Here is a 14,206-nt window from a genome sequence, read left to right as displayed (position 1 = left end):
CCGAAGCCTACCCGTTCGAGCCGATCGTGCGGTCGAGGGCGGACTGGTAGATCTCGATGTACCGCTTCAGCCCCATGCTCTCCAGCGTCGAGACATAAGCGTCCCACTCGCCGGTTCCATTCAGGATGAACTTGTCGCGCATCTCGTCGACGTACGTCTGGATGTCCGTGCCGAGCGTCCCCATCTCCTCCTGCTCCTCTTGGGCGAAGTTGAAGCCCGGCCAGACCTGATCCGCCTGCAGCGTGTACGGGTCGGCCTTTTTCGAGTTCTCGACCGAGGTCGGCAGCCCTTCGGCGCCTTTGAAGTACTTGTGCGTGACGAAGCCCGGATAGTAGCCGCCCGGCCAGATCAGATACTGGCTGACCGCCTGGTCGAGGCTGAGCCCGTCCTTGTTGTTCTTGATGTCCTCCGTGTAGTCGACGCTGCCGTCCGCGTTCTCCACGTACGTCTCGTCCTTCCAGCCCATGAAGAAGTTGCGGATGCCCTCGTCCCCGTAAAAATAGTCCATCCAGCGGATCATCGCCTCGGGATGCTCCGCCTTGTCCGTCAAGGCGAACATGCCGATGTTGCCGAGCGGCGCGCCGAGGTACGTGTACATCCGGTCGCCGTGCGGCCCTTCCAGCACGGGCAGGCCGACGTAGCCCTGCTGGTTGTAGATCGCCACCGGGTCGACGTTGTCGACGACGCCGAGCAGCCCTTCCGCGCCTTTCGCGTCGATCTCCTCCGCCTTGACCGAAGCGATGTCCTTCTCCAGCAAGCCGTCCTTGTACAGGCCGTGCACGAACTCCAGCAGCTCCTTGTAGCGCTCGGAGGAGGGCACGAAGCGGATCTTGCCGGCCGCCTCCGGATCCTCGTCCACGTACGGGTTGGCCGTGCCGTGGTTGTTCAGGCCGTAGGCGCCCTTCAGATAGTTCACGAGGCCGAGCGTGCCGACGCCGCCCCAAGCGATCTCGTCAGGCTTGCCGTTGCCGTTCGGATCGCCGGTCTTGATCGCCTTCAGCATTTCCTTGAACTGCTCCAGGTTCGCCGGCTCCGCGACGCCGAGCTTGTCGAGCCACTCCTTCTTGATCCACGGCGTGTTGAAAAAGACGGAGCGGAATTCCGGGTCGTACACCGTCGGCAGCGAGTAGATGTTGCCGTCCGGCATCGTGATGCCTTGCTTGATGACCGGGTACTTTTCCATCAGCGCCTTGAAGTTCGGGGCGTAGCGGTCGATCAGATCGTTCAGCGGCAGGAACACGCCCTGGTCGCCGTACTTGGCCACATCCGTCTTTGGAAAAGCCGAGGCGAAAAACAGCTCCGGATAATTGCCGCCGGCGAGCAGCAGGTTGCGCTTCTCCTTGAGCACGTCCTTCTGCACCGTCTCCCATTCCACATGGATGTTCGTGCGCGCCTCATAGTCGGTCCAAAGCTTGAGCGTGCTCCAGTCGACGTTGGCCATGAACTTGCCGGCGAAGCCGCTGACCGTGATCTTCTCGCCGACGATCGGGAAGCCGCTCTCGTTCAGTCCGGCCGGAGCGGCAGCGTCGGCCTTGGTCCCGCCGTCTCCGCCTGCGCCGTTTTCACCGCTGCCGCCGCTTGCGTTTCCTGCGCCGTTGCCGTTGCTGCATGCCGCCAGCATTGCCGCCGCGAGCGCCAGCGCCAGCATCCCCTTCGTCCGCTTCCGTTTGCTTCTCTCCATGTTTCTACCCCTCCCGATTGATCGTTCGATATGGATCGATATGGAAGATCAGCCCTTGATGGCGCCGACCAGAATCCCCTTGACGAAATACCGCTGCAAGAACGGATAGAGCAGCAGCATCGGAATGTTCGCGACGATCAGCACGGCGTACTTGATGCCCTCGACCGCCTGCCTCGCCTTGATCGCCGACTCGGTCGAAGCCCGCACCATGTCGTCGGTCTGGCCTTGGATCAGAATCTCGCGCAGGATGAGCTGCAGCGGGAATTTCGGCCGGTCCGACAAATAGAGCAGCGCGTTGAAAAAGGCGTTCCAGTGGCCGACCGCATAGAACAGCACGGTGACGGCGAGAATCGGCATCGACAGCGGCAGCACGACGCGCAGCAGCGTGCCGAAGCTCGAGCAGCCGTCGATGACGGCCGCCTCCTGGATCTCCGGCGGAATCGACTGCTGGAAGTAGGTGCGCATGATGATGATGTTCCAGATCGACACCGCTCCCGGCAGGATCATGACCCAGAACGTGTCGAGCAGGCCGAGGTTTTTGATGAGCAGGTACGACGGGATGAGGCCGCCGCCGAAAAACATCGTGAACACCATCAGGCCCATGAACAGGCTGCGGCCGACGAAGTCGGAGCGCGACAGCGGATAGGCGGCGAGCACCGTCATCGTCAGGTTGAGGGCGGTTCCGGCCACGGTGTAGAGCACCGTGTTCAGGAAGCCGCGCAGGATCGCATCGTTGTCCAGAATCTTCGCGTACGAGTCGATGGTGAAGCCTTTGGGCCAGAGCCAGATCTCGCCGTTCATGATCTTGAGCGGCTCGCTGAAGGAAGCGATCAGCACATAGTACAGGGGATACAGGACGATCAGCGAAACGATGCCGAGCACGGCGTAGACGACGATGCCGAACGCTCTGTCCTCGCGGGTAGCGGGCATGGCGGTTCCCTCCTTACCACAGGCTGCTGCCGCCGGCGCGGCGGGCGATCGAATTGACGGTGACGAGCAGGATGAAGTTGATGACGGCGCTGAACAGTCCGATCGCCGCCGAGAAGCTGTAGTTCGCGTCCAGGATGCCGCTGCGGTACACATAGGTGTCGATGATGTCCGAGCTCGCGAGGTTCAGGTTGTTCTGCATGAGCAGCACCTTCTCGAAGCCGATCGACATGATGCTGCCGACGTTCAGGATGAGCAGGATGAGGATCGTCGGGCGGATGCCCGGCAGGTTGATGTGCCAGATGCGCCGCAGCCGGCTCGCCCCGTCGACGCGGGCCGCCTCGTGCAGGGCGGGATCGATGCCGCCGAGCGCGGCCAGGTAGATGATCGAGCTCCAGCCCATCGTCTGCCAGACGTCGGAGAGCACGTACAGCGTCTTGAACCAGGCGGGATCGGCCATGAAGTTGACGGATTCGCCTCCGAGCGAGACGAGCATCGTGTTGACGAGGCCGTAGCGGGGGTTGAGGAAGATCATGAGCATGCCGACGACGACGACCGTCGAGAGGAAGTGCGGCGCGTACGTGACCGTCTGCACGAACTTCTTGAACCTCTCCGAGCCGGCCTCGTTCAGCAGGAGGGCGAGCAGGATCGGGATCGGAAAGCCGACCGCCAGCAGATAGGCGCCGAGCTCGAGCGTGTTCGTCAGCAGCCGCTCGAAGAAGTAGCTGTCGAAGAAGCGCTCGAAATGCTTGAAGCCGGCCCACGGGCTGTCCCAGATGCCCTTGTTGATGCGGAAGTCCTTGAACGCGATCTGGATGCCGTACATCGGGGCGTAATGGAACACGAGATAGTAGGCGATGACCGGCGCGATCATGACGTACAGCTGCCAGTTGCGGGCGATCCGGCGGCCGAGCGGCGATCCGCCGCCGGCATGGGCGAGCGGCCGGCGGGGCCGCATAAGCCGCTGAGGCGCGGACGCCCCGCCGGTTGCGGGCGGCGCGGGCGGTGGCGACGCGGATGCCGCGAGCGCAGCCGGCGGCGCGGGCGGCGACGCAGATGCCGCGAGCGCGGCAGGCGGCGCGGGCGGCGACGCAGATGTCGCGAGCGCGGCAGGCAGCGCGGACGGGGCGGGCGGCGGGCCCAGTGGCGACGCAGGCATCGCGCCGGCTTGCTGCTGAAGGTTAGCCACGACTGTTCTCCCCCTAGCACGGTAGTTTAGCGAATTATTTGTCAGCTTTTCTAACACAGCTCGATAGTAGCAGGCTTCGCTCCAAACCGTCAACCAAAGATTCCAACTATTCATTGGATTTGGAATGAGAGTTTAGCTTGTTCGTTGCATCGGATGCCGCCAAACGCCACTTCGTTGTCGATTTTAAGATAAAGATAGCGCTTCCAAAGATATGATGCTTAGATTATCAGATTTTTTTTCGGTCGACAAGATCAATTTTTGGTTTCCCACATCCAAATAATTTGGATTTGAGCCCATATAGATCAAACCAGACGATTTCTCGCCCGACGCTTTGCGAGCAAAACACAAAAAGACGAGGCCAGGGCGGCTGGCCTCGTCTTTTTGTGTTTTTTCATCCTGCCCGGCCCGTTCGGTCCGCTTCGCTCGGTTTTTCCATCGTAGCGCGCGATCCGCCTTCTTGGTTGGCGGAATCCTGGCACATCGTCGCGACGAGGGAGTCGAGAGTGCCTTGGGTGGCAGTAATCCGGCGCGCCGGCGCGACGAGGGAGTCGAGAGTGCCTTGGGTGGCAGTAATCCGGCGCGCCGGCGCGACGAGGGAGTCGAGAGTGCCTTGGGTGGCAGTAATCCGGCACATCGACACGACGAGGGAGTCGAGAGTGCCTTGGGTGGCGGTAATCCGGCGCGCCGGCGCGACGAGGGAGTCGAGAGTGCCTTGGGTGGCGGTAATCCGGCGCGCCGGCGCGACGAGGGAGTCGAGAGTGCCTTGGGTGGCGGTAATCCGGCGCGCCGGCGCGACGAGGGAGTCGAGAGTGCCTTGGGTGGCGGTAATCCGGCGCGCCGGCGCGACGAGGGAGTCGAGAGTGCCTTGGGTGGCGGTAATCCGGCACATCGTCGCGACGAGGGAGTCGAGAGTGCCTTGGGTGGCGGTAATCCGGCGTGCCGGCGCGCCCTACTCATGGTTTTTTCGTGCGTAGCGCAGGCTCGCGGGCTACACGCGGTTTTTCCGTGCATAGCCCGACCAGGGCTTGCGCTTGTGGAAGGCATTGTCCGAGCCGAATGGCGGCCGTCCTGACACCTTCAGCGCCAATAAGTCCTCTCCCTCGATTGCGCCAATGGCCATAAGTCCGTCATGGCCGCGCCTCCAGCTTCTCCGCCGCTCTCTCCGTCGACCACTCCACCGGCTTCGCCAGGCCCTACTCGACCGCCTTCTCCGCGCCCTTCTCCACCGCCCTCTCCGCCAACGATTCCGCCGCTCTCTCCGCACCATTCTCCACCGACTTCACCGCCGCTTCCGCATCCGCGCCACCCGGCGCCGCGCCGGAGGACTCGCGAACGATCAGCTCGCAGGGGAGCAGCAGCTTCCTCGCGCCATGGTGCTCGCCCTGCGCGTAGTCCAGCAGGAACGTGCAGGCGGCGGCGCCGATCTCCTCCCGGGGCACGTGGACCGAGGTGAGCGGCGGCGACGTGTACTGGGCGAACTCGATGTTGTCCATTCCGACGAAGGCGATGTCCTCCGGGATGCGCAGTCCCGAGTCGATGACCGCCCGCATGGCGGGGATCGCCAGCGAATCGCTCGCGCAGAAGATGGCGCTCGGCCGTTCGGCCGGCCCCAGCCTTCTCAGCATGTCGAGCGTCTCGCTGTAGCTTTTTTCGATGATCCACTCGGAGTTGACGATCCAGCGCGGATCGGGATGCCGATCCGCCTCCAGCATCGCGAACTTGTAGCCGATGTAGCGCTCGTCCCGCTCCAGAGTGCGGTCGAACGCCGGTCCTCCGACGAAGCCGATCCGCGCATGCCCTCTCTCCTGCAAATGGCGGACCGCCAGCCGAGCGGCCGCCAGCCGATCGCAATCGACGATCGGGACGCCAAAGATGGATTCGTCGTTGAGGCTGACGCCGACGATCGGCACGCCCGCCGCCGCCAGCTGCCCGTACAGGCGCGAATCGTACCAGCTGAGCGCCAGCACGCCGCGGGTGCCGCTTTCCTCCAGCATGGACGCCAGCCGTCCCGGCTCCCGCAGCTCCTCGCTCGCCCGCATCAGCGCCGGCGGCTGGCCGAGCTCCTCCAGCTTGCGGTGAAAGCCTTCCAGCACGGCGGTGAAATAAGGGTGATGGCCCATCAGGCCGCCCGGCAGGATGCAGGCCAGCTGGACGCGATCCGCTCCTGCCGCATGAGCCGGTCCCCCCTGCAGCGGATAGCCCAGCTCCCGCGCGGCATCCAGCACCCGGCGCTTCGTCTCCTCGCTGACCGGACGCGTCCGGTCTCCGCTGATCGCGCGGGAAACGGTCGATATCGATACGCCGAGCCGCTCGGCGATGTCTTTGAGCTTAGCCAATGCTTTCTTCCTCTCCGGCATCGCGCCTGAATTGCTCTCATCTTAGCACAAGAGGCGAACCGAGTTACAGCGCCCCCGAATCTGCCGATAGCGCGCTGACGCTTCATCGTGCTAGAATAAGAGATCATGTTCCTTTCGCACGGAGGTGTCTCATGGATACGATGGTGCTGCGCGTCGCCCGCAACCTCAAGAGAATCCGCAAGTCCAGGGGCCACAGCCTGGACAAGCTGTCCGAGCTGACCGGCGTCAGCAAGACGATGCTCGCCCAGATCGAGCGCGCCGACTCCAACCCGACGATCACGATCCTGTGGAAAATCGCCAGCGGCCTGCGCATCTCGGTGTCCGACCTGATCGAAGAGGACCGCTCGAGCGTGACGCTCGTTCCCGCCTCGACGGTCGTGCCGATTACGGCCGACGACGGCCGCTACGCGAGCTATCCGCTGTTTCCGTACCATGACGAGTCCCGCTTCGAGATCTACCGCGTCGTCATGCAGCCCGGCTGCGCCTACGAGTCCGAGCCCCATCACGAGGGCGTCGAGGAGTACGTCGTCGTCACGCGCGGCGCGCTGCGCCTGCGCATCGGCGAGGAGTGGCACGCGGCAGCCGCAGGCGACGCCATCCGCTTCAGCGCGGATCAGCCTCATGCCTACCACAACGAATCCGCCGAGGAAGTCACCGAGCTGCAGAGCATCATCCGCTATCCGTTCTGAAGCGGACCCCATCGGCTCGATCCTGCCCCATCGCTCGAGCCGGCGCTGAACCTGCGTCGCATTCCCGCTTCCACCACCCAAGCCGGCCCTGCGCCGGCTTTTTTTGTTGTTTACAAAAGACCGCCGCCTAATATACTATTACATACGCGGTTGTTCTTTATAGTGAACATATGTACTTTATCAAGCGCTGCCATAACGGAGAAAAGCGTTCAAGCGGCATCCCGTCCCCATCCCGCCGCGCAAAAAAAGGAGAATGCCCCATGCCAACGACGATGACCGGCCTCGTAAAGGCCGAACGCAAGCCCGGAGCCGTGCTCCGGGAGCTGCCGATTCCGCAGATCGGACCGGACGAGGTCCGCATCCGCGTGAAGGCCAGCTCCATTTGCGGAACGGACATGCACATCTATCGCTGGGACGAGTGGGCGGAGCAGAACGTCGTCACGCCCAATGTGTTCGGCCATGAATTCGCCGGCATTGTCGACGAGGTCGGCAGCTCCGTGCGCGGCATCGCCCCCGGCGACCACGTCTCCGCTGAAGGCCACATCGTCTGCGGCGTCTGCAAGCAGTGCCGCTCGGGCAACGCCCATGTGTGCCCGCACACCCGCAGCTTCGGCATCAGCGCGCCGGGCTGCTTCGCGGATTATGCCGTCACCAAGGCGGTCAACGTCATCCCGAACGACCCGTCGCTGCCGCATGAGCTCGCTTGCCTGCAGGACCCGCTCGGCAACGCGGTGCATACGGTGCTGTCCGGCGACATCGTCGGCCGCTCCGTCGCCGTCGTCGGCTGCGGGCCGATCGGCCTGATGGCGATCCAGGTCGCCAAAGCGGTCGGAGCCGGCCGCATCATCGTGGTCGATCTGCATGACTATCGGCTCGGCATGGCGGCGAAGCTCGGCGCGGACGCCTGCCTGAAGCCGTCGCCCGGCCTCGACACGGCGGAGGAGCTGCGGCGCCTGACGGACGGAGCCGGCGTCGAGGTCGGCCTGGAGATGTCCGGCAGCGGCGCCGCGATCTCCAGCCTGCTGGAGGCGATGGCTCCCGCCGGCCGCGTCTCGCTGCTCGGCATCCCGCACAAGGCGGTGCCGATCGATCTGGGTCGCCATGTCATTTTCAAAGGACTCGAGGTGCACGGCATCACGGGGCGGCGGATGTACCGGACGTGGCATCAGCTCAAGGGGCTGCTCGACTCGAAGCGGATCGACCTGCAGCCGCTCGTCGACCATACGTTCACGCTGGACCGCTTCGAGGAAGCGTTCGAGCTGATGGGCTCGGGACAGTGCGCCAAGATCGTGTTCAAGCATTAGCGCCAGCATTCATGACGGGCAGCCCGCCGGCTGCGGAAGGAGAGGAAAGCGATGGCAGGATTGGACTTTCTGAAGGGCGAGCTGGAGGAGCTGAAGCGGCAAGGGAAATACCGGCTGCCAGCCGTGTGGGAAAGCGGCTCGGGAGCGTGGATGGAAATCGGCGGCAGGCGCGTGCTGCAGATGGCGTCCAACAACTATCTCGGCTTGACGGACCACCCGCGGCTCAAGCGCGCGGCCATCGAGGCGACGGAGAAGTACGGCGTCGGCGCCGGCTCCGTCCGCACGATTTCCGGCACGCTGGACATCCATGAGCAGCTCGAGCTGGAGCTGGCGCGGTTCAAGGGCACGGAAGCCGCGCTCGTGTTCCAGTCCGGCTTCACGACGAACCAGGGCGTGTTCGGCACGCTGCTGCAGGAAGGCGACGTCGTCATCAGCGACGAGCTTAACCACGCCAGCATCATCGACGGCATCCGGCTGACCAAGGCGGCGCGCCGCATCTACAAGCACAAGGACATGGACAGCCTGGAGCAGGCGCTGCGGGAATCGTCCGGCTGCCGGACGCGCTTCGTCGTGACCGACGGCGTGTTCAGCATGGACGGCGACATCGCGCCGCTGCCGCAGATCGTGGAGCTGGCGGAGCGCTACGACGCGGTCGTCTGCGTCGACGACGCGCATGCGAGCGGCGTGCTGGGACGGTTCGGCAAAGGCTCGACGGATCATTTCGGCCTCCACGGCCGGGTGCACATCCAGATCGGCACGCTGTCCAAGGCGGTCGGCGTCGTCGGCGGCTATGCCGCCGGCAGCCGGGAGCTCAAGGAGTATCTCATCCACAAGGCGCGGCCGTTCCTGTTCAGCACGTCGCAGACGCCGGCCGTAGCGGCCGCCTGCCTGGAAGCGATCTCCGTGCTGCAGGACAGCCCCGAGCTGGGCGAGCGCCTGCACGCCTCCGCCGCGTCGTTCCGCGCGCAGCTGCAGGCGGACGGCTTCGACACCGGCGTCAGCGAGACGCCGATCCTGCCGATCGTCATCGGCGACTCGGCGCAGACGATGCGCTTCTCGGCGCGGCTGCTGGAGCTCGGCGTGTTCGCGCCCGGCATCGTCTACCCGACGGTCGCCGAGGGCAAGGGCCGCGTCCGCTTCATCGTCACCGCGATGCACAGCGACGACGACCTCGCCTTCGCGCGCGACGCGCTGCTGCAGGCCGGACGGGAGTTCGGCCTGATCGGCTAGCAGGGCCGATTCGACGTGACGGCTGCACTTCTCGCATCCAAGCCACCGTCCACGTTCCATCCGCAGGCGAAGTACAAGGCGCTCATCGACCATTGCCGCGGCTGCAGGTATTCTTCCACAAGACCAGATCGGAGCAGGGATGGGATTCTTCCAAGGCGCGCTCTATCTTGGAGCAGGATCAGGAGCGAGCCTCATAGGAGCTTTCCTGTATTGCCGTCCTGGTCGCCTTGATTATGTGGATAAGTAAACCTGTGGGTAAGTGAGCAAGTTTTTCAATTTCATTAAAATTCCTCCTCTTAGGCTGTTCAAAGCGGGGATAACTCTGTGTATAACCTGTGAACTCACAAAAAAGCCGGCCCGCGGATGCGGAGCCGGCTGATGCTGTTCCAGGTCGGCGTTCATCGGGACGGCGGCGCTGGCCCCGCAATGGCGGATCTCCGCTACCCCTTCACCGCTCCGGCCGTCATGCCGGCGACGAAGAACCGCTGCAGGAAGACGAACAGGACGACCATCGGCAGCGAGGCGAGCGCCACGCCTGCCAGCAGCATCGTATAGTTGGTCACGTACTCCCCGCGGAACTGCATGAGCGCGAGCGGCAGCGTCAGGTTGTCGCGGCTCCCGAGCAGCAGCATCGGCATCAGCAGGTCGTTCCAGGACATGACGAACAGGAAGGCCGTGACCGATGCGACCGCAGGCTTGGACAGCGGCATGGCGATGCTGGCGTACAGCCGCCATTCTCCGCAGCCGTCGATGCTGCCCGCCTCGAGCAGCTCGCGGTGCAGCCCCTGCATGAAGCTGCTCAGCATGAAGACCGTGATCGGCAGCAGCAGCGCGGCCGACACGAGGACGAGGCCCCAGAGGCGGTCGGACCAGCCGAGGCTGCGGACGAGCGAGTACAGCGGCAGCATGTTCACCTGGGACGGCACGATGAGGCCGAGGGTGAACAGGCCGGCGATCCACTTGCCCGCGCGGCCGCCCCAGCGGACGGAAGCGTAGGCGATGAGGCTGCCGAGCAGCAGCGTCAGCAGCACGGTGCCGAGCGTGACCGTCACGCTGTTGAGGAGGTAGGCCCACATCGGCTGGCTTTCGAACAGCCCCCGGATGTTGGCCAAAGTCATCGGCTTCGGCCAGCTCAGCGGCTTGGTGAAGAAGGCGGACGGCTCCTTCAGCGTGGAGACGAGCAGGAAATACAAGGGCGCGGCCACGACGGCCGCATAGAGCGCCAGGCAGGCGCGCCGAATCCATCGGCCCACGGTCGCCCCCTCCTTTCGGGAATCATCGGTCAATAGCTGGCGCGGTCGGCCCGCAGCGCCTTGAACTGCGCGTAGGTCAGCAGGCCGAGCACGGCCAGGAACAGCATGGAGCCGGCGGAGGCCAGGCCGAACCGGTAGCTTGCGAACGCGGTGTGGTAGATGTAGGTGGACAGGATCTCCGTCGCATGGTTCGGCCCGCCGTCCGTCATGACGAAGATGAGGTCGAACGCCTTGAACGACTGGATCGTCGTGTAGGCGACGACGATCGTCGCCGACGGCGCCAGCAGCGGCCAGGTGATGCGGCGGAAAATCTGCAGCCGGTTCCCTCCCTCGATGCGCGCCGACTCGTACAGCTCGGCGGGAATCGACTGCAGCCCCGCGATGAACACGATCATCATCTGCCCGGCGTGGGCCCACACCTGGACGAACGCGATCGAGTAGATGGCGATGTCCTTGCTGCCGATCCAGTTGCGCGTCCAGCTCTCGAGGCCCGCGGCGCGGAGCGAGGCGTTCAGCATGCCGATGCCGGGATCGTAGACGAACGACCAGATGAGCCCGACCGAGACGGAGGAGAGGATCGCCGGAAAGAAGTACAGCGCCCGCAGCGCCGTGCTCGAGCGGGAGTTCCGGGCGAGCAGGAGCGCCAGGCCGAGCGACAGGGCCGACTGGGCGATGACGACGGCCAGCATGAACTTGACGTTGTTGAAGACGGCTTTTTGGAACACGAGGCTCTCCAGGCTCGTCGCGTAGTTGTCCAAGCCGACAAAACGGAAGGACGGCGAGAGGCCGTCCCAGTCCGTAAAGGAATAGAACAGGCCCGCTGCCGTCGGGTAGAGGAACAAGAAGCCGTACAGAAGCACTCCGGGAAGCAGGAACAGCAGCAGCGTCCTTTTTCTCGCCATCCTATTTCACCAGGTTCTGGTCAACCGCAGCCTGGGCTTCGGATGCCGCTTCCTCCGGCGAGGAGCCGCCGAGCACCGCCTGAATGGAGCCGGTGACCGCCTTCTGGTTGTCGGCGTTCTTGATCGTGAAGCGCGGCTGGAACAGCGTCTTGCGCGTGCTCCACTCGGTCGCGACCTTCAGCTCCGGCGTCGAGTACTCCACGTCCTTGACGGTCACGTTCTGGCCGGTGGCGTTGGCGTATTCCGAGGCGATCTCCTTGCCGCTGAGGAAGTCGAGGAACTTGCGCGCCTCGTCCGGATGCTTGGAGCGGCTGTTCACGCCGAGCAGGAAGGTGCTCGTGTGCACGCCCTCGTACTTGGCCTCGCCCGCCGCCACCGTGATCGGAGCGAGCAGCTTCTGCTCCAGGCCGGGGTTCTGCTTGGCGTTCTGCGCGAGCTGGTAGGAGCCGCTCGCCAGCATGGCCGCCTTCTCCTGGATGAACAGCGCGCCTGCGGCCGCGTCCTTCGTGCCGAGCGCGTCCGGCTGGAAGTAGCCCTTGTCGTTCAGCTCCTTGATCTGCGAGAGCGTCTTGACCCACCACTCGTCGGTGAGCTTCGCTTCTCCGGCCTCGACCTTCTCGAAGATATCCTCGCTCGGCTCGTTGTTCATCACCATCGTGTTCATGAACTGGCCCGGGCCGATGTCCGCGCCGGCGAACGCGATCGGGATGACGCCGTTCTGCTTGAGCGTCTCGCAGAGGGCGAGGAAGCCTTCCCAGTCCTTGGGCGGAGTCAGGCCGTACTTGTCGAACAGCTTGACGTTGTAGATCGGATCGTTGTAGACGAGCTGGTACGGCACCGCCAGCTGCTTGCCGTCCTTGACGCCCGGCTGGATCAGGTCGGCGTTGAAGCGGCCCAGAAAGTCGGCGCCGGTCAGGTCCGCAAACTGTCCGGCCTTGGACAGCGCCTCGAACTGCGCGCCCGGGAACGAGGCGAACACGTCGCCGGCCGAGCCATCCGTCAGCTTGGCCGCCGCCGCCGTCTGGTACTGGTCGGACGGGAGCGTCTGCATGTCGACTTTGATGCCGGGATTCTGCTGCTGGAATTTCTCGATGATCTTGTTCAGCGCCTCGACGTCTTCCCCGCGCCAGTGAAGGAAGCTGATCTTGACCTCCTTTCCGCCTGACGAGCTGTCGCCGCCCGAAGAACCGCAGGCGCTGAGCATCGCTCCCAAAGCGATGGTGCCTGCCAGAAGCGCATTACGTACGTTGAACACGGGCCATACCTCCTGATGGCAGCTCCTGCTGCCGGGATGATTTCACTTGCAGAGCTCTCCATTTCTCGTGAAACTTCGGCATCGCCTCGCGGCCGAACCGCTCGGCCTCCTCCAGATGGGGATAGCCGGAAAGGATGAAGGACGTGACGCCGAGCTCGGCGTACTCGATCAGCCGGTCGCTGACCTGCTCCGCCGTGCCGACGATGAGGATCGCTCCGCCGGAGCGGACAGTCGACAGCCCCGTCCACAGATTCGGCCCGGCCACATAGCGGCTCGCCTCCGACTGCTCCCGCAGCTCGTTCTGGCGGCGCTGGTTCGTGGCGTCCGTGGCAGCGAAGCTCCGCTGCGCCTGCTCGCGCGCCTCGGGGGATACCTTGCTGATGATCTCCCACGCCGCGGCCCAAGCCTCCTCCTCCGTATCGCGGACGAGCACCTGCGCCCGCAGGCCGTACCGCAGCGGACGCTTCAAGCCCTCCGACTGCTCCAGCTCGGCGCGAATCCGCTCCACGTCCTCGATCTGCTCGCGGATCCAGTCGTGGGGCTCCCCCCACATGAGGAACGTCTCGGCGTGGCGGATGGCCGTTTCCTTGGCCGCCCGCGAGCTGCCGCCCAGATAGAACGGAGGATGCGGCCGCTGCACCGTGCGCGGCGAGCTGACCGGCCGCGAGAACTGGTAGTACTTGCCCTGGAACGGCTGGATCTCCCCGCCTGTTCCTTGCGCGCCGCCGAACTCCGAGGGCGTCAGGCCTTCCGCGCCCGTCCATGCCTGGCGCATCACCTCGAGGTATTCGCCGGCGCGCTCGTAGCGCTCGTCATGGGCATGGGCGAGCGGATCGCCCAGCTCCTCCAGGTCGGCGACGGAGCTGCCGGTGACGACGTTGATCATCGCCCTTCCCCCGGAGAGCACGTCGAGCGCGGCGCCCATGCGGGCGGCCAGGACGGGAGCGACGAGCCCCGGCCGCACGGCGACCAGGGGGCGCAGGCTCCGGGTATGGCTCATGACCGCCGATCCGACGACCCAGGCGTCGAGGCAGGCGCCGCCGGTCGGGATGAGTGCGAAGCCGAAGCCCGCCGCCTCGGCCGCCTTGGCCACATCGATCAGATAGTCAAGGGAAGGCTCCCTTTCCGGAGCGACGCCGACATAACGTCCGTCGCCCGCCGTCGGGAGGAACCAGCCGAACTCTACCGTTTCATTCGCCGCGTTTGCCATGCCTGCATCCTTCTTTCTGCTGTAAATTGAATCCATCATCAGCCGCCAGTTGACTGGAATATAACCAACCTATATAGTCGGATTACTGTGAGATTCATCATAGCAAGAGCGGAGCCTTCGCGGAATGTCATTTTGCGTGGTTCCCGGCTTGTCAATTTGTCGGGTGGATCCATTCGGAACAACGGAAAAAGGAACGGCACGGGGCCGTT

General features: G+C 64.5%; 11 protein-coding genes. 3 read left to right on the top strand and 8 right to left on the bottom strand.

Annotated elements, in window-relative coordinates:
• Positions 1 to 7: 7 nt before the first annotated feature.
• The 4 genes from B8V81_RS14150 to B8V81_RS14130 all read right to left on the bottom strand — a co-directional run bounded on the left by B8V81_RS14150 (position 8) and on the right by B8V81_RS14130 (position 6,133).
• Complete coding sequence (locus B8V81_RS14150; RefSeq protein WP_101808563.1) at positions 8 to 1,681, bottom strand: extracellular solute-binding protein; 1,674 nt, start codon at positions 1,679 to 1,681, stop codon at positions 8 to 10.
• 48 nt (positions 1,682 to 1,729) lie between these two features.
• A complete protein-coding gene (locus B8V81_RS14145) occupies positions 1,730 to 2,611 on the bottom strand; it encodes a carbohydrate ABC transporter permease (RefSeq protein WP_101808562.1) in 882 nt (293 codons plus the stop codon).
• Between the two features lie 13 nt (positions 2,612 to 2,624).
• On the bottom strand, positions 2,625 to 3,566 hold the full coding sequence (locus B8V81_RS14140) for an ABC transporter permease (RefSeq protein WP_028598109.1): 942 nt from the start codon (positions 3,564 to 3,566) through the stop codon (positions 2,625 to 2,627).
• A gap of 1,424 nt (positions 3,567 to 4,990) precedes the next feature.
• Positions 4,991 to 6,133 (bottom strand): LacI family DNA-binding transcriptional regulator, encoded by a 1,143-nt coding sequence (locus B8V81_RS14130; protein ID WP_084136849.1) that lies wholly within the window; start codon positions 6,131 to 6,133, stop codon positions 4,991 to 4,993.
• A gap of 152 nt (positions 6,134 to 6,285) precedes the next feature.
• Between B8V81_RS14130 and B8V81_RS14125 the strand changes: the two genes are divergently transcribed.
• The 3 genes from B8V81_RS14125 (at position 6,286) to B8V81_RS14115 (ending at position 9,377) form a co-directional block, all read left to right on the top strand.
• Complete coding sequence (locus B8V81_RS14125) at positions 6,286 to 6,843, top strand: helix-turn-helix domain-containing protein (RefSeq protein WP_028598110.1); 558 nt, start codon at positions 6,286 to 6,288, stop codon at positions 6,841 to 6,843.
• 260 nt (positions 6,844 to 7,103) lie between these two features.
• On the top strand, positions 7,104 to 8,147 hold the full coding sequence (tdh, locus tag B8V81_RS14120; protein ID WP_101808560.1) for an L-threonine 3-dehydrogenase: 1,044 nt from the start codon (positions 7,104 to 7,106) through the stop codon (positions 8,145 to 8,147).
• A 51-nt stretch (positions 8,148 to 8,198) separates the two neighbouring features.
• Positions 8,199 to 9,377: a glycine C-acetyltransferase gene (locus tag B8V81_RS14115; protein ID WP_028598112.1), complete on the top strand. Its 1,179-nt coding sequence runs from the start codon at positions 8,199 to 8,201 to the stop codon at positions 9,375 to 9,377.
• 440 nt (positions 9,378 to 9,817) lie between these two features.
• On the opposite strand, the gene B8V81_RS14110 is transcribed toward B8V81_RS14115, so the two are convergent.
• Genes B8V81_RS14110 through B8V81_RS14095 form a run of 4 tightly spaced genes read right to left on the bottom strand, consistent with a single transcriptional unit; the run spans position 9,818 to position 13,997 of the window.
• The gene (locus tag B8V81_RS14110) at positions 9,818 to 10,630 is read right to left on the bottom strand and encodes a carbohydrate ABC transporter permease (protein WP_028598113.1); all 813 of its coding nucleotides are present in this window, start codon (positions 10,628 to 10,630) and stop codon (positions 9,818 to 9,820) included.
• Between the two features lie 29 nt (positions 10,631 to 10,659).
• Positions 10,660 to 11,532, bottom strand: a complete 873-nt coding sequence (locus B8V81_RS14105; RefSeq protein WP_028598114.1) for a carbohydrate ABC transporter permease — start codon at positions 11,530 to 11,532, stop codon at positions 10,660 to 10,662.
• A 1-nt stretch (position 11,533) separates the two neighbouring features.
• Entirely contained in the window at positions 11,534 to 12,736 is a 1,203-nt protein-coding gene (locus tag B8V81_RS14100; protein WP_052333070.1) for an ABC transporter substrate-binding protein, read from the bottom strand.
• 34 nt (positions 12,737 to 12,770) lie between these two features.
• Positions 12,771 to 13,997, bottom strand: a complete 1,227-nt coding sequence (locus tag B8V81_RS14095) for an LLM class flavin-dependent oxidoreductase (RefSeq protein WP_052333067.1) — start codon at positions 13,995 to 13,997, stop codon at positions 12,771 to 12,773.
• Positions 13,998 to 14,206 lie beyond the last annotated feature (209 nt).

The sequence above is a fragment of the Paenibacillus pasadenensis genome (assembly GCF_002864175.1).
Taxonomy (GTDB): Bacteria; Bacillota; Bacilli; order Paenibacillales; family Paenibacillaceae; genus Paenibacillus_O; species Paenibacillus_O pasadenensis.
This window is presented reverse-complemented; position numbering and strand designations above follow the sequence as displayed.

Bases quoted from the DNA above. Each gene is read 5' to 3' on its own strand.
- B8V81_RS14150 (WP_101808563.1), bottom strand. From the start codon at position 1,681: ATGGAGAGAAGCAAACGGAAGCGGACGAAGGGGATGCTGGCGCTGGCG.
- B8V81_RS14145 (WP_101808562.1), bottom strand. From the start codon at position 2,611: ATGCCCGCTACCCGCGAGGACAGAGCGTTCGGCATCGTCGTCTACGCC.
- B8V81_RS14140 (WP_028598109.1), bottom strand. From the start codon at position 3,566: ATGCGGCCCCGCCGGCCGCTCGCCCATGCCGGCGGCGGATCGCCGCTC.
- B8V81_RS14125 (WP_028598110.1), top strand. From the start codon at position 6,286: ATGGATACGATGGTGCTGCGCGTCGCCCGCAACCTCAAGAGAATCCGC.
- tdh (WP_101808560.1), top strand. From the start codon at position 7,104: ATGCCAACGACGATGACCGGCCTCGTAAAGGCCGAACGCAAGCCCGGA.
- B8V81_RS14115 (WP_028598112.1), top strand. From the start codon at position 8,199: ATGGCAGGATTGGACTTTCTGAAGGGCGAGCTGGAGGAGCTGAAGCGG.
- B8V81_RS14105 (WP_028598114.1), bottom strand. From the start codon at position 11,532: ATGGCGAGAAAAAGGACGCTGCTGCTGTTCCTGCTTCCCGGAGTGCTT.
- B8V81_RS14100 (WP_052333070.1), bottom strand. From the start codon at position 12,736: ATGCTCAGCGCCTGCGGTTCTTCGGGCGGCGACAGCTCGTCAGGCGGA.
- B8V81_RS14095 (WP_052333067.1), bottom strand. From the start codon at position 13,997: ATGGCAAACGCGGCGAATGAAACGGTAGAGTTCGGCTGGTTCCTCCCG.